General features: G+C 36.4%; 16 protein-coding genes and 2 tRNA genes. 7 read left to right on the forward strand and 11 right to left on the reverse strand.

The features are described 5' to 3' along the window. Positions 1–192: 192 nt before the first annotated feature. Entirely contained in the window at positions 193–1,692 is a 1,500-nt protein-coding gene (locus tag E1750_RS05845; protein ID WP_133275877.1) for an OmpP1/FadL family transporter, read from the reverse strand. Between the two features lie 45 nt (positions 1,693–1,737). Continuing rightward, positions 1,738–2,637 (reverse strand): hypothetical protein, encoded by a 900-nt coding sequence (locus E1750_RS05850; RefSeq protein WP_133275878.1) that lies wholly within the window; start codon positions 2,635–2,637, stop codon positions 1,738–1,740. Positions 2,638–2,738: 101 nt separating this feature from the next. Here E1750_RS05850 and proS point away from each other — a divergent pair, with 101 nt between their 5' ends. From proS to rpsT, 4 genes are all read left to right on the forward strand, one after another. Further along, positions 2,739–4,217: a proline--tRNA ligase gene (gene proS / locus E1750_RS05855; protein WP_133275879.1), complete on the forward strand. Its 1,479-nt coding sequence runs from the start codon at positions 2,739–2,741 to the stop codon at positions 4,215–4,217. A 78-nt stretch (positions 4,218–4,295) separates the two neighbouring features. After that, positions 4,296–4,367 (forward strand) — tRNA-Glu (locus tag E1750_RS05860). A 45-nt stretch (positions 4,368–4,412) separates the two neighbouring features. After that, positions 4,413–4,484, forward strand: a tRNA-Glu gene (locus E1750_RS05865). A gap of 146 nt (positions 4,485–4,630) precedes the next feature. Further along, on the forward strand, positions 4,631–4,882 hold the full coding sequence (gene rpsT / locus E1750_RS05870) for a 30S ribosomal protein S20 (protein WP_103806148.1): 252 nt from the start codon (positions 4,631–4,633) through the stop codon (positions 4,880–4,882). 62 nt (positions 4,883–4,944) lie between these two features. On the opposite strand, the gene E1750_RS05875 is transcribed toward rpsT, so the two are convergent. Together E1750_RS05875 and E1750_RS05880 are read right to left on the reverse strand one after the other, a co-directional pair. Next, positions 4,945–5,340, reverse strand: coding sequence for a response regulator (locus tag E1750_RS05875; protein ID WP_133275880.1), 396 nt, complete (start codon positions 5,338–5,340; stop codon positions 4,945–4,947). 8 nt (positions 5,341–5,348) lie between these two features. After that, positions 5,349–7,058, reverse strand: coding sequence for a PAS domain-containing sensor histidine kinase (locus tag E1750_RS05880; RefSeq protein WP_133275881.1), 1,710 nt, complete (start codon positions 7,056–7,058; stop codon positions 5,349–5,351). 160 nt (positions 7,059–7,218) lie between these two features. Here E1750_RS05880 and typA point away from each other — a divergent pair, with 160 nt between their 5' ends. After that, entirely contained in the window at positions 7,219–9,015 is a 1,797-nt protein-coding gene (gene typA / locus E1750_RS05885) for a translational GTPase TypA (RefSeq protein ID WP_133275882.1), read from the forward strand. Positions 9,016–9,241: 226 nt separating this feature from the next. Here typA and E1750_RS05890 read toward each other — a convergent pair whose 3' ends face one another. The 3 genes from E1750_RS05890 to E1750_RS05900 form a co-directional block, all read right to left on the reverse strand. Further along, positions 9,242–10,156 carry an alpha/beta hydrolase gene (locus tag E1750_RS05890; RefSeq protein WP_133275883.1) on the reverse strand — a complete coding sequence of 305 codons (915 nt, stop codon included), beginning with the start codon at positions 10,154–10,156 and terminating at the stop codon, positions 9,242–9,244. A 12-nt stretch (positions 10,157–10,168) separates the two neighbouring features. Continuing rightward, positions 10,169–15,148: a T9SS type B sorting domain-containing protein gene (locus E1750_RS05895; RefSeq protein WP_133275884.1), complete on the reverse strand. Its 4,980-nt coding sequence runs from the start codon at positions 15,146–15,148 to the stop codon at positions 10,169–10,171. A gap of 141 nt (positions 15,149–15,289) precedes the next feature. Then, on the reverse strand, positions 15,290–17,563 hold the full coding sequence (locus E1750_RS05900; RefSeq protein ID WP_227873969.1) for a T9SS type B sorting domain-containing protein: 2,274 nt from the start codon (positions 17,561–17,563) through the stop codon (positions 15,290–15,292). Positions 17,564–17,777: 214 nt separating this feature from the next. On the opposite strand from E1750_RS05900, the gene E1750_RS05905 reads away from it, so the two are divergent. Beyond that, the gene (locus tag E1750_RS05905; protein WP_133275886.1) at positions 17,778–18,836 is read left to right on the forward strand and encodes a hypothetical protein; all 1,059 of its coding nucleotides are present in this window, start codon (positions 17,778–17,780) and stop codon (positions 18,834–18,836) included. 154 nt (positions 18,837–18,990) lie between these two features. Here the strand turns inward: E1750_RS05905 and E1750_RS05910 are convergent, their stop codons facing one another. Both E1750_RS05910 and E1750_RS05915 read right to left on the reverse strand, forming a co-directional pair. Then, on the reverse strand, positions 18,991–19,230 hold the full coding sequence (locus E1750_RS05910; protein ID WP_133275887.1) for a hypothetical protein: 240 nt from the start codon (positions 19,228–19,230) through the stop codon (positions 18,991–18,993). Positions 19,231–19,477: 247 nt separating this feature from the next. Then, complete coding sequence (locus E1750_RS05915; protein ID WP_133275888.1) at positions 19,478–20,434, reverse strand: fasciclin domain-containing protein; 957 nt, start codon at positions 20,432–20,434, stop codon at positions 19,478–19,480. 313 nt (positions 20,435–20,747) lie between these two features. On the opposite strand from E1750_RS05915, the gene E1750_RS05920 reads away from it, so the two are divergent. After that, the gene (locus tag E1750_RS05920; protein ID WP_133275889.1) at positions 20,748–21,455 is read left to right on the forward strand and encodes a toxin-antitoxin system YwqK family antitoxin; all 708 of its coding nucleotides are present in this window, start codon (positions 20,748–20,750) and stop codon (positions 21,453–21,455) included. A gap of 180 nt (positions 21,456–21,635) precedes the next feature. On the opposite strand, the gene E1750_RS05925 is transcribed toward E1750_RS05920, so the two are convergent. Continuing rightward, positions 21,636–22,592, reverse strand: coding sequence for a sodium-dependent bicarbonate transport family permease (locus E1750_RS05925; protein WP_133275890.1), 957 nt, complete (start codon positions 22,590–22,592; stop codon positions 21,636–21,638). A gap of 17 nt (positions 22,593–22,609) precedes the next feature. Further along, on the reverse strand, positions 22,610–23,584 hold the full coding sequence (locus E1750_RS05930) for an L-threonylcarbamoyladenylate synthase (protein WP_133275891.1): 975 nt from the start codon (positions 23,582–23,584) through the stop codon (positions 22,610–22,612). Positions 23,585–23,604 lie beyond the last annotated feature (20 nt).

The following is a 23,604-nucleotide window of genomic DNA, read 5'->3' on the forward strand; positions in this document are numbered from 1 at the left end:
ACACGTTTTGTCCTGCTGTACACTTTATCTTTGTTGCCGAACACCGGCAACAAAGGATGCCGTTTCCATCAGGGCTATTTGATGACTATTTGTTTTTCAGTAGCTCATTTTCAAAGAAAAAAACCACTTTAGATTTATAATCGAAAGCGGTTTTTTTTATTTCCAAATTCCCCCTTTGAGGCTTAGCGGGCCTTACATTTCAAACAATAAAGTCATTGTGAAATTATTGCCGATGGTATTGATTCTCGCTGCATCAGTAAAACCTTGGTTAAAGAAAGGTTGTTGCGATTTTCTTTGTGCATTGGTGTACGAAAAATCTAATTTGAAGGCCCCAAAATTATACCCTAAACCTCCAGAAAAAGAGTTCAAATCACCAATGGTTGTGCCGTCTTTGTATGGGCTTTCCTCGAAACGGTATCCACCTCTCAGGCTCCATTCTTTAATTTTGTATTCGGCACCCACTCGTAATTCGCCCGATGTTTTTAGAATGTTGCTCATTTCACCATTTAAATCTCTATAATAGGGATCATTCTCTGGTTCGAATTTTGTATTTCCATAATTTTTTATAGAATAATCAAGGCTAATAAGGCCCGATTTTCCGAAGATATAGGCAAAACTTCCTGTAAATTTGTCTGGGGTGGTCAAATCGTAGGGTGCATAATAATTGATGATGCCCGGATCTACCACGTCGGGAGGCAACTCATTTAAGGTATTCGCACTGATTGCCGTTACGCTTTGAGAAAGTTCATCACTCAAATTGTACCAAACCGGAGAATCATACGCTAATCCTAATCGAATTTCATTTGTAACTTTTGCAATCGCCCCAATTTGAAAAGAAAATCCAGTACCAAAAGTGTGAAGGTTATTATTAAAACGAATATTGGTTACCGTATAATCTGTTGTGAGCGTATTTCTATTCGATTCATAAAAACTGGTAGAGTGTACATAATCCGTAAAATGTGAATTCAAATTTAGCCCGATGTATAATTTATCTTTATACGAAGTAGCCGCATTAAAAGATAATTTTCCGTTATACCCGTTTGAATAGATACTATTTTCTTGGTAATAATTTCCACCTGGCGTTACATTTGAAACATACCTGCTATTGTTCGGCACATCTGCCACAGGATTAATAATATAGGACTCATACCCTAAATACGCTTGCTGCGCGCCATTGTCCAACTGCGCATAATTATTGTCTTTGATAACACTTAAAGGTACACCATTAGCATAGCTTAGAAAATATTGATCAACTGAATTTGTCGGGTTTACCCCCGCAGAAAACACTGAATTGTCAAAATCATTGATATTGTCATAGTTTATTGCAACAGAAAACTTTCTCCAGTTGCTAGTTTTGTTTCTGTTTTTAAAAACAAATACACCTCCGGTTTGGTTCATATCAAAATTACCCTCAGAATCAGAAGTTGTGGTTCCAAAATAGTTGGAATCATTCTTTTTGTTGAAAGTACTTAAAGATATCGAAAGTTGGTTATTCGAAAAAATAGCTGAGCCTGCAGGGTTCACATTCAATGCAGACATATCTCCTCCCAAGGCTCCGAAAGCCCCACCCATGGCTCTAAACCGAGCCGTTCCGTTCAAATTATCCTGAGCGTATCGCATAGCATCTGGAATTTCTTGCGATTGTACACTATAAAAGGAAACTACAACTAAAAGGAATATGATTTTTTTCATTTTTGTTCAATTAAGTTTGTGTTTTGTATCAGCGAATGAACCTAATTATCGTCGGACTCCACCGCCACCAGATGATCTTCCACCTCCGCCGCTGTAACCTCCGCCTCCACCAGAAGATCTTCCACTACTATAACCACCGCTACTGTAATTATTTGACGATCTGCTCGAGTTGTAATTGCTGTTTGGAGATGAATTCCTTGAATTATTGCTGTTATAATCGCTTGAATTTTGGGAATAGTTTCTACTGCTCGAGTAGTTTGAACCCCTATTACTGCTATTTGTTGCACTCGATCTTGTTCTAGAGGAACTATTTTGCGATGAATAATCTGCCGTCATAAATGAAGAACTATTCCGCGCATCAACAGTTCCGCCTCTTCGCGTGTTAGAATAATTTGCAGTCCCATTATTGTACGATTGATTTTGTGAATATCGGTTTCCATTTACACCATAGGCGTACGAAGATCCTCTGCGGCTTGAATTATATGAATAATTATTGTTATATCCATATGATGGATAACCCCAGACTGGATAACCCCAACCTGGATAGCCCCAACCCCAGCCATAACCTGGATAACCCCAGCCCCAACCGTAATAAGGATAACCCCAACCCCAGCCATAACCGGGAAATCCCCATCCAAAACCAATACCAAAAGAAACGTCCCAAGGATCGTTATTGACATTTATGGTATTAGTTTCGGTATAGCCCGGGTTTTGAATTTTGATGGTATCATTCACTTCACCGGTGTTTTCCTGTAAAGAACTGAAATAGTTTTTATATTGAGCACTAGAAACAGTTTGAGTCTCTTTCGGAGAATTTCCATATATGCCATCGCTATCATAATAAGAACTATTTTGATAGGTGCCACAAGAGGTTACCAAAACACTTAAAAATCCAATTAGTGAATAAAGTGTAGCTTTTTTGAAGGAAAAAATATTTGTTTTCATATCAATAGGATTTTTTATTGTTGCACATTACAAAAATACTTAGTTTTGCTGAACTATTTAGTTAAAATTATTAAAACAAAATTTGTGCCAAACTATTCGATATGAGCAAGAACCTAACGACAAGAGAAGAAGATTATTCAAAATGGTATAATGAACTGGTGGTGAAAGCCGATTTAGCCGAAAACTCAGGAGTGAGAGGCTGTATGGTAATCAAACCCTATGGTTATGCAATTTGGGAAAAAATGCAAGCTGAATTGGATAGAATGTTTAAGGAAACTGGGCATCAAAACGCTTATTTTCCGTTGTTTGTACCTAAGAGTATGTTTGAAGCCGAAGAAAAAAACGCTGAGGGATTTGCCAAAGAATGCGCCATCGTAACGCATTATCGATTGAAAAATGACCCAGACAATGCAGGTAAATTAATTGTAGATCCCAATGCAAAATTAGAAGAAGAACTGATTGTTCGCCCTACGAGTGAAGCTATTATTTGGTCTACTTATAAAGGTTGGATTCAATCCTACAGAGATCTACCCTTGCTAATCAATCAATGGGCCAATGTGGTTCGCTGGGAAATGAGAACCAGATTATTCCTAAGAACTGCTGAATTTTTATGGCAAGAAGGACATACAGCACACGCAACAAAAGCAGAAGCTCTCGAGGAATCTGAAAAAATGATGAATGTTTATGCTGATTTTGCTGAGAATTTTATGGCGATACCCGTTATCAAAGGTTTAAAAACAGAAACAGAACGTTTTGCAGGAGCAGAAGAAACCTATTGTATCGAAGCGTTGATGCAAGATGGCAAAGCGCTGCAAGCAGGAACTTCTCACTTCTTAGGGCAAAATTTTGCTAAAGCTTTTGATGTGAAGTTTGCCAACGCCGAAGGAAAGCAAGAGCACGTTTGGGGAACTTCTTGGGGAGTTTCAACTCGATTGATGGGTGCCTTGGTAATGACGCATTCTGACGATAAAGGATTGGTTTTGCCACCTAATTTAGCCCCAATTCAAGTAGTTATCGTACCAATCTATAAGACCGAAGAACAATTAAATGAAATATCCGCTGTTGTAAATGATTTATCATCTGCATTGCGAAAACTAAACATTTCGGTTAAATATGACAATAGAACCAATCAAAAACCAGGATTTAAGTTTGCCGAATGGGAACTAAAAGGAGTTCCAGTGCGAATTGCAATTGGACCAAAAGACATCGAAAATAGAACTTTTGAAGTAGCGAGGAGAGATACTTTAACCAAAGAGGTGGTTTCTAAAGAAGGAATTGATACGTATATAAAAGAACTTTTGCAGCAAGTTCAAGTTGATTTGTTCGACAAAGCATTGCAGTATCGAGAAACTCACATTACTGAAGTGAATAGTTTTGAGGAGTTTAAAGAAGTACTTGAAGACAAAGGAGGTTTCATTTCAGCGCATTGGGATGGAACAGCTGCTACTGAGGAGGAAATTAAAAACACCACTAAGGCTACCATTAGATGTATTCCTTTGAATAGAGTCGATGAAGCGGGAAGCTGTATACTAACTGGAAATCCTTCTGTGGGAAGGGTCTTGTTTGCTAAGGCTTATTAAAAAAAAATAAAAAAATTTCTATCAGCTATTGTGCGAATAAAAAATAGTTGTACTTTTGCATCCGCATTACAGAATAATGGTCCCTTCGTCTATCGGTTAGGACGCCAGGTTTTCATCCTGGTAAGGGGGGTTCGATTCCCCCAGGGACTACAATTTATCCAGTCAATTCGATTTTGTAATGTAAAATAATGCAATGGTCCCTTCGTCTATCGGTTAGGACGCCAGGTTTTCATCCTGGTAAGGGGGGTTCGATTCCCCCAGGGACTACAATTAGTTGTAAATAAGTTTTATAAAATAAAGATTAGTGTCTCTGGTTTTTGTTTTATTAGTTAAAACCAAAGTGATTGTTTAGGCAATTGTGGGAGGTTTTTCTTTTTTAACTGATAGTTTATAACAATTAAAAATAAAAAAAAATGGCAAATCACAAGTCAGCTTTAAAAAGAATTAGAAGCAACGAGAAAAAAAGAGTATTAAATAGATATCAACATAAAACGACTCGTAATGCAATAAAAGCATTAAGATTATCTACTGATAAAGCGGATGCTGCATCTAAATTGTCTAGTGTAATTTCTATGATTGATAAATTAGCTAAGAAAAATATCATTCACGATAACAAAGCTTCTAATTTAAAATCTAAATTAACGAAACACGTTGCGAAATTGTAATTTCTACAATTTACAATTATATAAAAAAGTCCCGATTTCGGGACTTTTTTTATGGATGTGAATTAGATTTTATCTTTTAGATATTCAAGCATTTCTTTGGAGATGGGTTTCGAAAGAAAATCGAGTACCATAGGGTATTTCTTGGACCTTTCTAAATCTGCGGGATCAATAGTCGAAGATAAAATAACGATTTTTGTGTTGTGAAATTCCGAATAGATTTCGGTCGTAAAACGATCTAGAAATTCCCACCCATTCATTACAGGCATATTGAGATCTAAAAAAATCAATTGAGGTTTATTGTTAGCCTGAGTTGTTTTGAGTTTGTCAAAATAGCTCAATGCCTCCTCCCCATTTTTGGCAGTAGCGATTTCATTGGAAAACGAAGCTTTGGAAATGACCATTTTACACAACATTAGCGTTATGAGATCGTCATCAATGAATAAAATCGTTTCGAGCATTTTTATTTTTATTTATTTTTAAAAGTCAAGGTAAAAGTAGTCCCTACATTAACCTTACTTTCAATACTTATCGTTCCTCCCATAGTTTCAACCTGCGATTTCACCAAGTACAAGCCCAATCCTTTACTATCTGGGTAGTCGTGAAATCTTTGATACAAGCCAAAAACTTTATCTTTATTTCGTTCTAAATCAATACCTATGCCGTTGTCTTTGAAAATTAAAACGACGTTATCTCCCAATTGATGGGCGTTTATGTTGATTTTTAATTTTCTTTTATCGGATTTGTATTTGATCGAATTCGTCAATAAATTGAGCAAAATACTTTCTAAATAAGACTTATTGGTATTCAAAAAAGCCACATCTTCAAAATTAAACAAAATAATGGGTTTGTGCAAACCAATTAGAAAATCCAATTGACTAAAAACATCTTCGAAAATATCCTTCAAAAGTAATGATTCTTTTTCTATTGATGGATTGTCTTTGATGATTATTACTTTCACCAAATCATTGATGGTTTCGTTTAATAAATGGGTCGATTTATTGAAGCCATCTATAATTTCTTTCAGCTCAGGATTTTCAATCGGAATATCATCTATTAAGTTCAGTAATCCTGTCAAATTGGATAAGGGAGCTCTAAGATTGTGCGATGTTATATAAGAAAACTGTTGTAAATCTTTATTGTTTTGAGTCAATTCCTTGATAAGTTGCTCCTTTTCTACCTCTTGTTTTTTATCTTCTGTGACGTCTCGTTGTATCGAAACCCAGTGCGAAAGCTCTCCTTCGGAATCGTAAACTGGTAGCATATTGAAATTTACCCAATAGGCATTTTGCTCTTTTGTATAACTAAGCGTTTCTATTTGGCATTCTTGCTTGTTTTTTATCGCATTTACCAATTTGTAATGTTCTTCGGCATCTGACTCTGGGCCTGTAAAAATGTCAGGAGATTTTCCGATAATTTCCTCTGAATTGTAGCCTGAAATCTTGGTAAAAGCCGGATTTACGTACACTATATTAGGAATTTTACCTTCATTAAGATTGGATTCAGTAATGATGATAGAATCTTTGGTGTGCGTAATTACCGTTTCTAGGAGTTTAAGTCGCTGTTCTTCTTCCTTTTGCTTGGTAATATCTTGTATTGCTCCAATCATTCGTACTGATTTTCCAGTTTCGTCTTTTAGAATAAAACCTCTATCTAGTACATATTTATAGGAACCGTCTGCACATTTGAATCGGTATTGATCCTGCCATTTTTCGGTTTTTTGTTCGATAAAAGAATACAATTTTATCGACATCTTGATGGTGTCTTCGGGATGAATATTATCGAACCACCATTTTGAGGATTTGCCAACTTGGTCTTGTTTATAGCCGAAAATGTTTTCAATCCCTTTGCTCCAACTCATTTTATCCTCTGTTATTTTCCAATCCCAGATGATATCACTTGTTGCTTTTGATACTATATCATATTTTTCATTGGACTCTTTTATCTCGTCGTTTGAGTTTTTTAATTTTCGATAAATTTCAGAATTTCTAATGTCGCTTTTGTATAAAACGTACTTGAGCAAGACTCCAGAAACTAAAATAAAAAGTAGGTCATTTACAAAACTAAAGGCCGACGGGTTTGATGGAGCTAAAATGGTAAAAACTTTGCGGTAGATCACAGCCAAGAATATGGATGCAAGGATATATATCGCCGTTATTTTATTGGTTTTACTTTTCATTATTCAAATATAAATAAATATAAGTTATTATTTATAATCATTCAAAACTTATTTTCAATCCTTTATTTATTACTTCAATAGGTTAACAAATTGCAAACAACACCATAAAGATTTGTTATATGAAAATAAAGTGTACCTTTGCACCCACAAAAAATCAAAGATGGAAGCTATTAGAAACATTGCAATTATTGCCCACGTCGATCACGGTAAAACTACTTTGGTTGATAAAATTATGTATCACTGTCAATTATTTCGTGACAACGAAAATACAGGTGATTTAATTCTTGACAACAACGACTTAGAGCGTGAACGAGGTATTACAATTACATCAAAGAATGTTTCGGTGGTTTACAAAGGAACAAAAATCAATATTATTGATACTCCTGGCCACGCCGATTTTGGTGGTGAAGTGGAACGTGTATTGAATATGGCTGATGGAGTTTGCCTTTTGGTAGATGCTTTTGAAGGGCCAATGCCACAAACTCGTTTCGTATTGCAAAAAGCCATCGATTTGGGATTAAAACCTTGCGTGGTAATCAACAAGGTAGACAAAGAAAATTGTACTCCTGAAGAAGTGCATGAAAAAGTGTTCGATTTGATGTTTGAATTGGGTGCTGAAGAATGGCAATTAGATTTTCCAACGGTGTACGGTTCAGCCAAAAATAACTGGATGTCTGACCATTGGGAAAATGTTACGGATAATATTGAAGCTTTATTGGACATGGTTATTGATAATGTACCCGCTCCAAAAGTTTCTGAAGGTACTCCACAAATGTTAATTACTTCTTTAGATTTTTCAGCTTTTACAGGGCGTATCGCCATTGGCCGTTTGGAAAGAGGAGTTTTAAAAGAAGGAATGCCTGTTTCTTTGGTGAAAAGAGATGGTGCTATTACCAAATCAAGAATTAAAGAATTGCATACTTTTGAGGGATTAGGTCGTAAAAAAGTACAAGAAGTTATAGCTGGTGATATTTGCGCAATTATTGGAGTTGAAGGTTTTGAAATTGGCGATACTATTGCTTGTTTCGAAAATCCAGAAGCTTTGCAAACCATTGCAATTGATGAGCCAACGATGAGTATGTTGTTTACAATTAACGATTCACCTTTCTTTGGGAAAGAGGGTAAATTTGTAACTTCTCGTCATATTAGAGAGCGTTTAACCAAGGAATTGGAGAAAAACTTAGCAATGAAATTAGGCGAAACTGATTCTGCTGATAAATTTATGGTTTTTGGTCGTGGTGTATTACACTTGTCTGTCCTTATCGAAACAATGCGAAGAGAAGGGTATGAATTACAAATCGGTCAACCACAGGTTATTATCAAAGAAATTGATGGTAAAAAATGTGAACCAATCGAGGAATTAACTATCGATTTGCCAGAATCTCTTTCAGGAAGAGCGGTAGAATTTGTTACTATGCGTAAAGGCGAAATGCTTTCAATGGAAACTAAAGGCGAACGTATGGTTGTGAAATTTAATATCCCATCTCGTGGAATTATTGGATTGCGTAATCAATTATTGACTGCTACTGCTGGTGAGGCGATTATGGCGCACCGTTTTATAGGATACGAACCTTTCAAAGGTGAGATTGCCGGTCGTAACAAAGGTTCATTGATTTCTATGGAGAAAGGAAAAGCGATTCCATATTCTATCGATAAATTGCAGGATCGTGGTAAGTTTTTTGTTGAACCAAATGCTGAAATATACGAAGGCCAAGTAATTGGTGAAAACTCTCGTGGAGATGATATGTGTGTGAACGTAACTAAAGAGAAAAAACAATCTAACGTTCGTTCTTCTGGAAATGATGAAAAAGCAAGAATTATTCCACCGATTATTTTCTCATTAGAAGAAGCTTTAGAATACATTCAAAAAGACGAATATGTGGAGGTTACACCAAAATCGATTCGTTTGAGAAAAATATATTTGACAGAAACAGATAGAAAAAGATTTAAAGTATAAATTTTCTAAAATAACAAATTGCAAATCCCAAATTCCAAATTACCGGAGTTTGGGATTTTTTTTTGACACTATCTGGAGCGGATTTACCAACTTGTTATCAAAAGGATATTGTTGAGGCTGCAGTAGCCTTGATGAAGGAACGATTGCATGGAGTAGTTGGAGACTCGTTGGATTTAGATTCGATCCTGGTTTCAAAAACACCCATAACGTTTCGTTTTATTTATTTTTACAACAAGAACAATAAGGGAAATTGCATTCTTTTTGCCCAAGCTAGTTCGGAGTGATTTTCGCCCGGAAAAAATCGGGTTTCCCAGTTTTTACTAGTATATCCTTTAGATTTCATTATAGCATCTACTTTTTGCTGTGATGGTTGGTACAGGCTATCTAAAGTTTGGTCTCCATAATCAAAATATATTTTATGATTTTTTGAATCAGGGAGCTTATTTTTTAAATACGAAAAAAAAGTATCGGGTATTGGGTTGTCCTCGTTTTGATAAATACCGGTCCAATGGGTCGACAAACAGGCCGCACCACCAAAAACAGTAGGATATTCGCAGATAGCATACAAAGAAATCAATGCCCCCATACTGGAACCCGCTATAAAGGTATGCTTTGCGTCCTTTTGGGTTGGGAAATTACTATCAATAAAGGGTTTTAGTTCGGCAGTAACGAATTTCAAGTAATTGTCAGACGCTGGAATGAATTCCGAATTTATTTTCCCTCTTTTAAGTAAAATATTTGAAATATTGGTTTGTTGGGTGCTGTTTAAAGTTTGATATGGTTTTTGTGGAAAATATTCAGAATGCCTTTTTTGGCCGTTGTTCCAAATACCTACCACAATAAATTTTTGTATTTTTCCTTGAGTAAGTAATGTTGCGGCTACCTCATCAATCTCCCAAGCCTGTTTGTTCCAAGTGCTTTTAGCATCAAATAGCATTTGTCCATCTTGCATATACAAAACGGCGTATTTTTCATTTTCAGAAAAACCTTCTGGCAACCAAACATCAATGGTTCGGGCATCGACGAATTGAGATTTATAGTTTGAAAATCGCTTTATCGTTCCCGATGACACAGACAATTCCTGAGCAGAAATTACACTTGTAAGGAAAAAAGTGATCAGTATAAAACAGATTTTTTGCATGACCTCAGCGTTTTACCTTTTCAGACTAAAATGACCTTTGGCCTCCCGACCATCTTCTAGTTTGATGGTGTACCAATAATCGTCGGCGCGCAGTGGAGCACCATTGAATGTGCCGTCCCAGCCCTCGCTAGTCGATGGAACCCATTGTTTGAGCAATTTGCCAAATCGATCATAAATATAAATAACAGATTGGCTATTGAATGTGGCATTTACGCCTTTGACTCCCCAATAATCGTTATATCCATCGCCGTTTGGCGTGAAGAATCTTGGTACTCCCACCACCGCTATAGTTCTAGAAACTGTGCCACAACCGTTTTTATCGTGAATATATACTTCATGTATTCCCGCTGGAACATTGTCAAAGAAATTGGAATCTTGGAAATAACCCGTAGGCTCATCCAAACTAAATTCATAGTCTCCTAAGCCTGATACATTTACTGTCACCGTGTTGATGTCGGCCATATCCACAATAGCTATAGAATCGATTTTAGCGACATCGGCAGCAGTAACTTTTATGGTTCTAATTCTACTGCAGCCACTTGCATTGATAACCTCAACAGAATACAATCCTTCTTCGTTTACCGGTAAAGTATAAGTATTGCCACCAATGACAACACCATCTTTTTCCCATACATAAGCGTAGTCGTTTGGAGAGCTACCATCTTGGATTCCCGCATCAATCTGTATAAAGAATGTAGGATCATTTTGACACACTAAATTATCGTCACTTTTGTCTTTATTTAAGTCAATATTTGGCAATGGATGCACGATAAACGGAATAGTGAATGTGGCTGTACAATTTGTATTAATTGGATTTTCAACTATAACTTTTACATTTTGAGTTGCAGTCACAAATGGATTGGGTAATGGACTTGGTAGTGCATTTCCACTACCGTCAAAGTAATACACTTTCATTCCTGTTTGTGTTCCCAAAAGGGTAGATTGAAATGTAGAAGTGTCAAAAGCAATTTTGCCATCTTGTGCCAAAGGGTCTGCTTCATCATCGCAAATTGTGGTTAATGAATTTGGAATCGGAAAGGCTTCGGGCAAATCATCAACTATAAATTGAATGGTGGTTTCATCAAAACATTTTAGCGCAGTAGTATTGGTAACTACGGCTTTTATAATTTGTGAACTTGAGGCAAAAATAGCGGGAAACGGACTTGTAATCAAAACTCCATTGGCATCTTTCAACGGATTATTGGCAGCGTCAAAATAAGTCACAGTTACCGGAAATGATTGATTCGTTCCTAACAAAGTTGCTTCTAAAGTAGCGGTATCAAAATTGAATATTCCGTCCTGATTGTCATCGCATTGTCTAGAAATTGTTACGGGATTGGCATAAGGCAATTTTTCAACGGTGAGATCCACATAAGGTCCGAGGCCAAAACAAGCATTATCTACATCGCTATCGACACGTCCCCAAATGGTTTGAGTATTTGGATACCCTATATTTCTGTAATTGGAAATATCAGTTATCGCATCGAGTTCCGCTAAGGCATCGGCTTGATTTCTATAATATGTTATCGAATAGTTTCCTGGGGGTAATAATGCTTGGATGTCCGTTGTAACGCTGCTAAAATTAAAGGTTGACACACCATCTCTTTTGTTATTGTTGGCATTGTTGACCCCATTGCTATCCAGAAAATCATCACAAGTTTCAAATGATCTTTTGAAAGTTGCAGGGATTTGCGTCACCAAAACTTTTAAAGTAATTTGCGCAGTTCGAAAACATCCATTTTTATTGACAACTCTGGCCCAAACTGGCATCGTAAAAGGAATCGAGTTGGTATAGGCCAATGGATTGGTAATTAATTGCGTACTGTCGGCAGAATTGGCTCCTGCCAAAGAGGTGTAATACGTAAATGTTTCATTAGCAAAATCGCTAGAAATTTCATTGTTTTTTACGGTAAGATTAAAGGTAGAAAAACCTAGCAAATCAGCGCCACATTGGATAATTGATATATCATTTACTACGGGCAAAACATATACATTGAGGCTAGTCTCGGCAGAGGTCAACCCACAGGAATTGCCTATTTTGCTCAATTGCACCCGGTATTTATAACCATTCATCGCATTAGTTACAGCCGAAATCAATAATGTGTTTGTGGTGACATTCGAATAGGTCAAATCGTTCGTCAAGTTGTTCCAATTGATACCATCCGTCGAAAGTTGCCATTGATAGGTATTTCCACCGTTGTCGACTAGAGTAATTGTTGCGTTTTGCAATTCACAAGTTGGTGCAACAATAGGCTGTTTTGTGATAACTATCGGTGCCGAAATTAAATAATTAGGGTTTGGCGTGGTATAAGGAGCACCTATTACAAGACCGTTACCATCAACCGAAAGTGGGGCAGTTCCAAATTTTCCATCGCCATCAGCATCTGTAAAACCGGCTTCGATAACATCTGAACATAAATCTGCATCACTGTCTAAATCACGATAATTTTTTAATACATCTGCGTCGAAGTTATTTCCGGTCTCGACGGAATCCAAAACACCATCATTGTCACTATCTAAATCCAAATAATCTAGAATTCCATCCAAGTCAGAATCCAGAGGAGTAAATCCGGGTTCAAATGCATTGTCTAAACCGTTTTTATCGGTATCAGAATTTGAAATTAGCACAGTGTTATTCACTTGTGCTTCGATGGTATCCAAAATTCCATCATTGTCAGAATCGGTATCCAATTGATCGGGAATGGCATCTCCATCGGAATCTTTTGGTACGCACGGAACAAAAAATTGAAATGTCGATTTATTGGCATTAGTATCTGAAAGATTTTTATGAGTAAAACTGATCGAATTAGCCAAATACGTTAAAAATTTGAAAGTACCAGTTCCCGCCGGTAATGGCACCGTACCATTGAGTCTGCAACGGATTTCAAATGAGGAATATTCGGTTACTCCGGTTTCGTATATTCCATCATAGTTGATATCGATCAAAAGTTGGTTATTGGGATTCAAGACTGTTATTGTTTTGTTGAGATCCGAATGAATCACATATTCCGCATCTGAATTGATTAAATCGGTCGCATTTGCTGTTGTGATATATTCCATTCCTACGCTCATAGGTTGGGCAAAAGTCAGTGTATAAGTAACACTGCTTGCTTGCTTATTTGTTTCTTTATTTTCTTTTCCGGCAGGAATTTCTGAAATAAAACTACCATCGACACTCCCTGTAAAGGTTCCGGGTGGCAATCCATCTCCTGCGGTTGAAATCACTCCCGTAAATGAATTCGAATAAGTACCAACACTTACTGTTCCTGATAGAGGATTTGAAATGTCTATGTTTTGATTTCCGTATGATTCCGTGCAGTTGAGTATACCATCATTATCGTTATCTACGTCTATATTGTCGTTGGCTTTATCATTGTCCGAATCCGTTGGGCATTCGCTAACGGGAATTTTATCTGAGAAAACAAAACCATTGCTCGGACAACCGGATATTCCACCCCGCACTTGGTAATATCCGGGAACGGTTGGCGTATATTGGCTACTGGTAGCTCCGGGAATGGCTACATCATTAAAAAACCACTGAAAAGTATTATAGGAAGATAGACTGCTAATTTTTAAGACAACATTTGGAATACAAGAAGAGCTAGCAACCGTTAATTTATCAGAGACTACTTCTGGTTTAAGATCGAAACCCGAATAATAACCACCATAAGTTGCTGCTCCATTGGTTCCAAAATAGGAAACATACACTTGCCTGTCTGATTTAACAGATATATTACCCGTTAAACCATTGATGGTGTATCGGACAAATCCAGCATTTCCTGTAATAGCTACCGGACTAGCTGTGGTGTTCACTCCATTTATCTTTACCAAAGCACCAGTTTCTGTTACAATATTTAATCCTCCATTGAAATTAATACTACCTATTGATTGAATCAGAGGAATATTATCTACCGTATTTGGTGTGGCACAATTGATAGGTGGAACAAAAAATAAGTTTTGATTGGCTGGAGATCCCGAACCTCCGATACTTTGATAAGCAAATACATTTTCGGAGGTGCTTACGTATAAGTTTCCATTGAGAAATTGGCTGCCATCAACCACGATATAATTACCTGGGTTTAATAAGGTAGCAAATGGTGTTGTGTTGCCATTCAAATAGATAATTGTATTTGCCGTTTGAGCAACTAGCAAAACGCGTTCCATATCATTGGCGCCAATTCCTTTGACGAAGATATATTCTTTACCCGTTTTTTCGTAAGACACAATTTGGTCAAACCCAACATCTCGTCCGTTTCCGGTACTATTAGTGCCGCCGAAAGAACCAGAATTTACTACTACGGGTTTGTCCGATTCGACAAGTGCACCCAGCATTTTTGAGCTGTTCGAAGGACTATTATTGGCTGCAATGTTTTCTAAAGCCAAAACATAACTTTCATTCTTATTTAAGGTTACAACAATTGGAGTAGAATAGGTAGTACCGTCTGTAAATACGGTGCCAATGGGAAAATCGGAAAGGGTAATCTTAGTGTTATTTTCTGTAGAAAGGATGGAGGCAAAATTCAATAAACTGTTGTCAACATTAGGATTTAACATTCCTCCTAGTCTAAATAATTTTCCCAAAGCGCTATTTCCTTTGGAAACCAATCCACCTGCGTGATTGTAGGTTCCGTTATTGTTTCTTGAGGCATTAACTCGCACACTTACGTAAACTAAATCCTCGGCTTCAATTACATACCCTTTGTCACTTATTTTTCCAATGCTTGTTTTTGGAGTGAGTAATCTTGAATTATCACCTGAACCAATACTATAAATATAGGGGGTCGAATTACTAACCACTCCAGAAATTATTGCCCCACCAATTTCAAAAATTTTAAAATTGACATTGCTTGAATTGGGAGTTGAAATGAAGATATACTGATCTTCAGCCATATTCGTCTGGGCAGTAAGTGGTGGTATATAATGCGTTTTACTAAATTGCGGGAAACAAACAAAAGAAGTTAATACAATAGCAAAAAGAAATATTTTTTTCATTGAATGGGGATAATAACTGGGCTATTTTTAGATAGCAAAATATAAAATTGGTTTAAATTTAAGGCTAAATTATTTAATGCATCATTTTTTAATTCAAAAAAGCTAGTAAATGTACTAAATAATAGTATTTCTTAAATTAATTTACCTTTTTAATGAAAAATGGCCTTTTATTAGTTTTCCGTCGCCAAAGTTTAAAAGGAACCAATAATCGTCGGATGGCAAGGCGGTACCCTTGTATTTTCCGTTCCAACCGGTATTTATGGAATTGATTTCAAAAAGGATTTTGCCAAAACGATTGTAAATGATACTTGTGGCAGATGGAAACAAATTTAGATTTTTTATTTCCCAAACCTCATTGAATCCATCACCATTGGGAGTGAAAAATCGCGGGTAGTCCAACACGTATACTTCAAAGGGAACTGATAAGCCACAACCATTTTTATCATTGGCCAATGCAAAATATTTGCCAGGCGCAATGGCTTCAAAAATTGGACTTTCCTGATAAATTAGTCCGTCAAGCGAAAATTCGTAATTGCCGTTACCAGAAAATTTTAATTCAACAATATTTTTATTGCCAGAAAAATCGTTTACTACTGCTCCTGTGATGACGGCTATTTCAGAACTCGTAACTGTGAATTTTTTTGTGGCTTCGCATCCATTTGCATCGGTAACCGTAACCGAATAATTGCCGGCAGAGGACACAGTGATTTGTTCGGTTGTTTCTCCTGTATTCCATAAATAGCGCGAAAATCCAGAAGCTACGCGCAAATCGGTTTTTAAACCCGAGCAGAGACCAACAGTTTCTTCTTGAAAATTGGGAGGGCTAAAAGTATTTACAATCAATCTAATTGGAATAATACCATAACAATCAGGGCCATTTACAATTCGCGCTTGAATAATTTGTTGGTTTGGAGTAGTATTTTTAAAAATATTTGGTAGTATGTTCTTCTGTGAAATAGCATCGGCAGTATTTGCATAATATTCGACAATCATTCCTGCCGGTACACTGCTCATAATTTGTGGACTCACCTGCGCATTCAAATCAAATTGGTACAAACCATCTTGGACCGCATCGATATCACAAGTAGCTATTGGGTTTTGTGATGGGATCGTATTATTGGCAATAACAAGGTTTACTTTTGCAAAATTGGCACACCCAAATGAATTGCTAACACTGGCGTAAAGCATTGGAATTGCCGGCTTATTGTTATAAGTTGTAGGGTTCACTATAGGATTTAATTTGCCTTGGGCATCTGTAAACGATTCATAATACACTACAGGTCCTAAACTAGTATTGTTATTTTTTATGATGTTATCCAATTGGGTTAAATTGAAAATCGAAATACCATCGCCGTTGTCGTCACATTGGGCTAATGTGGCATCAGAGAGCATAATTTCTGGAGCATATTCCAGTCTAATTTCATCTGTTGCCATACAGCTTGCTGGCAAAAAAACAACTTCAACTTTATATGTACCCGTATCCTTGACATCGAGGCTAGGTTTGGTCTCTCCACTAATTTCGACGTTGTTTTTAAACCATTTGTAACTGTAACTTGCAGATAATTTAGTATCAATGGTGTAGGTTGACCCAAAGCACACAGGGTTGTTCGAGGATAATCTATCCGGACCTAAGTCAATTTTTGGGGCGAAACTCCCCGCTTTTAGAAATACGGCTGAATCGTAAAATTCATTTTTATCATTTGCAATAACTAACTTTATATGATAGCTTTTTCCTGCAATAACATTGGACTGCGAATTCATTACCACGGTTTGCCCCGCATAATTTATTGGGCTTGTGCTACCATTAAACCCATTAAAATATTGTTGATTTACAGCCGGACAACCTACATTATTTCCAACGGTAGGAATTGTAGGGCGGATATTTGTAGAAGATACTGGAGTTGAAGTTCCCGGAATAACGGCTAAATTTTGGTAAGTTGCTCCCGGTATATTTTCTCGTATCAAAAATGCAAATGCATCTGTAAAGCGACAAGAACCATTACCGTTATATTCAATAGAGGCAAAAATATAGTCAAAACTCAAAAAATTGGTCAAAGGAATAAAATCAAATTCTAATACAGTAGCATTTATAGAAGTTGAAATTCCTACTGCTTGATTCAAATCAGCATCGCCCAGCCAAGCAGTATCATTGTCATTACCTACGACAAAAGCATAAGGACCAACGGATTTTTGTGCATATTGTGTGCTCAAAAGAACACCTTCGGAAAAGGGGAAACTCCCTCCCCCATTGGTAAAAAATCCATAACTATTTAGCCCAACCGGAACGGCAACATCTCCACTGGCAAAAGCATTCGAAACCGTCGCACACGAACTGTTGACCAATACATTTTCGACTAAATATTGTGCTGATTTGGTATCATCAACAGTAATATTTTGTGCTGATACAATTGGCATCGTGCAGTATATTATGCCAAAAAATAATAAGGTTTGTGCCCACTTCATAGTTATACAAATATACTTAAATTTCGATTTTTTTTTAAACTATTGCAATACGCTTCGACTGATCTTCAGAATTCAACCTTTCTCACAAAGTATAAGTTGCTATTTTAAGTCGAAAATTGGAATTAAGAAGGCATAATACTGTAAATTTGTATCAAAATGTTTCAAGATGAGTGACGAGCAATTAATGGTTTTCAAAAAACCTTCTTACCCAATAAATCCAGCTTTCCTAGAGTATTTAGAGCGTTTTGATCGGGTGTCCAAAGTGTCTATTTATTACGATGATTTATTGCGGTTTTCAGGTTCCATTACTGTTTTTGATAAAAATGAAGTCGATACTTTATGGATTCGAGTGTATTACAACGAGTTCGAAAGGGCAGAAATTGATTTGAATTTAAAAAAAATATACTCCTACCTGCACTCCGACGGAAACACCGATATCATTAAGTTTTTAAATGTCGATGCTATTGACTACTGTACTTTTGGAAACTCTAAGCCGTTTCGCATAAAAGTCCGAAACATTCTCAATGACAATTACACCTATTTTTATGTAAAAAAAGCCGATGCATCCCGCGTGTATGGCTTAGAATTGGAGCACATTCTTTCGCCCGATAAAATCCATTTTTTAGTATACAAAGATACACTTATTGAAGAACACATTATGGGCATTCCAGGCGATGTCTTTATGGAAACGCTCCTTATTAATTGTACCGAGGTCGAAAAATCTCAGATTGCCAAAGAGTTTGTCAAGTTCAATGAGCGCTGCATGATTCGGCTTTTAGGCGATATGAGAGCCTATAATTATGTGATTGTGCCGATTCACGATTTTGATCAAGTGGTTTTCAAAATTCGTCCGATAGATTTTGATCAACAATGCTACGAAGGCAATTTGAAAGTGTATCGTCCACAATTTTTTAAAGAAAATTATCCAATGGTAAAATTGGTTAAAGACAAACTGGAGAATAGTTCGATCGAACAATATAAAAATGAAGAGCGAGCTGCTCTGGCCAAACGAATTTTTAGCAACGAAACGCGAGTTAATAAGCTGTTGCACATTATGGGAAATGATAATTTAGCTCCAGATAGCCATGTAGAACAACTGAAAATGGAATTGTATCGATTGACCCACGACATCAATTTTAAAAGGGCAAATTCAATGGGAAAAGTGCTTGACTCGGCTTTCGATTTTGTGACTAGAAATTATAAAAATGTTTTTATAACTAACTGATTAGGCCAAATTAGAAAACACTAAGAATTAATTTATCGATTTGGGTTTATTTCCAAAATTTTGGCCAAACGCTTTCGATTTGCCGATTGTTTCAAAAGCAAGATACTTTTTATGAGTAGCAATAGTAGCATAATTTCGACTTTAGATTGATACGTTAAACAGGGTAATGTTTCTTAATATACAATCTATTCAATATTTCATTGATGTCTTTCAGCTCAGGAGTGAGGAATATTTTATGACCCTGAATGTCGTTTGTCATTTCTAAACCACAAATAGAACATTTGTATTCCTTAAAATGATTGGTAACCGTCCGGGTTGTGGTTATTTTATGACCAAATAGAGCGCACAAAATTTTGCTGGAGAAATTGACTTCTTTTAGGTTAAATGTGTTCATAGTAAGTAGGTTAGGTTGGTCTAGTAAACTTACAGTAACAACGATTAAAACACAAATAAAACCGACAAAATACATTTATTTTAAAAAATTGAAAACATTATATTACAAATTAATATTTTCAATTAATATTTTCTAATAAAAAAATGCCTTCAAAAGTAGCTACTTTAGAAGGCATTGAATTGAATAATTATATAGTTAAGCAGTTCATTTGAGTAAGTTCGGCTTTACTCTCAACGACTTTATCTACTTAAAATGTTGGTAATAAAACTCTGCTTACTACGTGTATTACACCATTAGAACATTGTACATCGGTAGCAGTAATGTTTGAAATTCTATTATTAACATCTCTGATCTTTGCCCCACCAGCAAGGAGTATAGTGAATTTTTGTGGCATTTGCAATGTGCTAACCATCTGTCCTTCAGTCAAGCTACCAGCTAAAACATTCCCGTTGGCAACGTGATATTGTAAAACTTTTGTCAAATTAGCTGTAGAAACACCAGCGATTCCCCCTGGCGCTAATTCAGTATTTAGAGCAGTAAAAGCATCGTTAGTTGGAGCAAAAACGGTAAATGGACCTACACCAGACAAAATGCTTACAAAATTAGGTTGTCCAGCACCTGTCAAAGCGCCTACTAATGAAGTAAAATTAGGGTTAGCCGTAGCGTGAGTTACGACAGTTGGCAAACCAATTACTTTGTCTACAACATGAATCACTCCGTTTGAAGCCATAACATCGGCAGTGGTAACCATCGCGGTTCCGTTCAATTTCACACCAGAACGTAAATCAACGTACATGCTCATTGTATTGGTTCCAGAAGTAGCACTGGTAGCTAGAGTTTTTACATAACCAGTAGTTAAATCGGTAGATTTTACTTTTCCACTAACTACGTGATTCAATAAAATTTGTTTCAACACATCTTTAGGTACATCGTTCAATGTAGCATAAGGAGTTGTTTTCAAGTAAGCCACGAAAGCGGCATCTGTAGGAGCAAAAACAGTGTACGGTCCTACACCTTGTAGGGTTGCAGCTAATTCAGCTCTAGTTAAAGCTTGAACTAAAATAGACAAATTCGCATTAGACTTTGCAAGACCAGTAATGGTGTTGTCTGCCATAACTTCATCGTCGTCATTATCACAAGAGATTGTGAAAGAGGTTAGTGCAACTAGTGCAATGATAACTTTAAATTTCAATAAATTTTTCATAGTTTTAATTTTAAAAAATTAATGTTTAGTTTTAAATTCTGTTCAAATTTATAAAGAAAAGATTAAACAAAAATATATTTTATGAAATAATTAACTCTCGTTGTACTGTATTTCAAAGGATTTTTAAAGATATTTTGGTTTTTACTATATTTATTGTTTATTTAATATACTAATTTGTTAAACAAAATTTATTTTAGAATACCTTACCGATCCTTAATTTATTTTGTAATTTTGCTTTGCCACTGAAATCGGGGGTTTAGCTATGATGTTCAAAATCAGTTGGGCGTAGAATGTGTATTGAAATGACCTAAAAATGAAGAAAAAACAATTTTTTGCAGTACTTTTTTATTTAACGAGCATTTGTATCGTGGCGCAAACAGCTATGAATAAAGTGGACGAAAATGGAAGTAAAAACGGACCTTGGAAAGGATTTTATTCCGATACCAAAAATTTAAAATACGAGGGAACTTTTGAGCATGGAAAAGAAGTAGGTGTTTTTACCTATTATGATAACACCAAAACAAAGACCATAGTTGCAACCAGAACATTCAATCCCAAAGACAATTCAGCTTACACCATTTTTTATGATCCTCTCAAAAACAAAGTAAGCGAAGGCAAAGTGCTTACTAAAGTGTATGAAGGGGAATGGAAATACTACCACAAAGCCTCAAAATCGATAATGACGATTGAAAATTACAGCAAAGGCAAATTGGAAGGTATGCGTTCTGTTTTTTATCCCAGCGGAAAAATTGCCGAGGAGATGATGTACAAAAACAACCTAAAAAACGGTCTTTACAAACGATACACTGAATCTGGAATCATCATCGAAGAATCGAATTATAAGAACAATCAATTTGACGGCCTTGCCATTTTCAGGGATCCAGATGACGGTACAATCGTGTCAAAGGGAAAGTTTACCGATGGTAAAAAAACAGGAATTTGGCAGTTTTTCCAACAGGGAAAATTAGTTAAAGAAGAGAATATGAATTATCCGCAGGGTAATTCAAAAACTAAGGACTAATTGAGCTCAATTAGATACTAGCGGACTTCCATAATAAAAGCGATGTACCACTACTAATATTTTACGAATAATTCTGCTGTAAATCGCTGTAATTTATCATCTTGCAAATTTCAACTATTTCGATATAAACCCAACAAACTTATTCTGAAAATTGAGGGAATCGGCACCGTTCTTTTTTACCTAAGTCGACAGAATTACTGCAAAATACACTGGAAATCCCAAGGTGATGTTGAACGGAAAGGTTACCGCGAGAGCCATTGGCAAATATAAACCCGGATTTGCCTTTGGTGCTGCAATTTTCATCGCGGCCGGCACCGCAATATAGGAAGCACTAGCCGCCAGAATAGCAAATATAAAACGATCTCCTGTTTCCTGCGTTACAAATCCACTTAATACGGCCACCAGACAACCGTTGATTAAAGGAATAAGTAATGCAAACGCGATTGTGAACCATCCATTTTTGATGAAGGCTGATAATTTCCGACCGCTAGTCATACCCATATCAAGCAAAAAGAGCACTAAGAACCCTTTGAATATATCCGTTGTAAAGGGCTTTATACCAGCTGCTTGGCTGTCGCTGGCAAGCATACCTATTATCAAACTTCCCATTATCAAAAGAACGCTTCCGTTGGTGAACGAATGTTTTATAATACCTCCTATCCTTAACGCATTGTCTTTCTTATAAAAAGAAATCAAAATAACACCGATTATAATTGCTGGCGCTTCCATCAAAGCCATAATAGCGACCATATACCCATTAAACTCCAAATTTTGAACCTCTAAAAAAGAAATAGCAGTAACAAAAGTAACCGCACTTACCGATCCGTAAGCAGCTGCAATTGCACCGGCATTATATGGGCCTAACTTTTTCTTCAGGATAAAAAAAGAATAAAACGGGATTATAATAGAGATCGCAATTCCAAACACCACTCCCCAAATAATATCTAATGTAAAGGAGCTGTGCGCCAATTCCTGCCCACCTTTGAATCCAATTGAAAATAATAAATAAAGTGAAATAAATTTGGAGGTATTCTCCGGTATTTCTAAATCGCTTTTTACTTGAACTGCGATAATCCCTAATAGAAAAAATAATAATGCCGGACTTGTAAGATTATCCATTAATAGATCTGTATTCATAACTTATTTTTTTTAATTTATAATGTAATATTCATTTCAAAGTTTTCTTCTTGCGCTCGATGTAATCTATCATTTATTGTTATTCCCAGTCCTTTATCAGGAAATTTTTCAGCATAAATAACATCCAAGTTCATCTGATCCAATCGATGCATTGCAGCATATAAATTACTCGCTGCTTCTACCAAATTTTTGGTATCAGATAATTCAATATACCGGCTAGAAGGTAAAGAAAAATTCTCATTTTTGAAAAATAAGAAACCAACGTTCCGATTCACATTTTCTAAAACCACTTCGGCGATTTGCTCCGAAACCACAAACTTGGTTCTAGGAGAATAGTGCTTATTGATCATTCCCGGAGCCTCAGGATTGGCGGAAGCTGTATTTATGACCGTTAGTTTTCCAATACAACTTTCAATTTCCTCATTCGATATAGCCCCTACTCGATACAAAATGGGTTTGTTACCGTCAAAACCCACAATTGTCGATTCAATTCCTCGCTCGCAACTGCCACCCTCAAGTATGTAGGGAATTTTATCGCCTAATTGAGATCTGACGTGCTCCGAGGTCGTCGGACTGATATAACCAAACGGATTGGCACTGGGAGCGGCGAGGGGAAAATCCAGCTGTTTTAGCAAGGCTAGGGCAACAGGATGTGATGGCATTCGTACGCCAAGGGTGTTCTTTCCGCTTGTGACCATAGTAGACACATTTGATTTTTTTTCTAAAACTAATGTCAGTGGTCCTGGCCAAAATGTATGGGCGAGTTGGTAAGCAATAGGAGGAATATTTGTGGCAACGACATCTAAATATTCAATGGATTTTATATGTACAATCAAAGGATTGAATAAAGGTCTATTTTTAATTTGAAAAATTTGAGCGACGGCTTCATCATTAAAGGCATTGGCTGCCAACCCGTATACGGTTTCGGTTGGAATAGCAACTACCTCACCGTCTTGGAGTAATGTGGCTGCTTTTGAAATTGTCTTAATCATTTATTGGGCTAAAAATTAGT

The organism is Flavobacterium nackdongense (assembly GCF_004355225.1).
Classification (GTDB): domain Bacteria; phylum Bacteroidota; class Bacteroidia; order Flavobacteriales; family Flavobacteriaceae; genus Flavobacterium; species Flavobacterium nackdongense.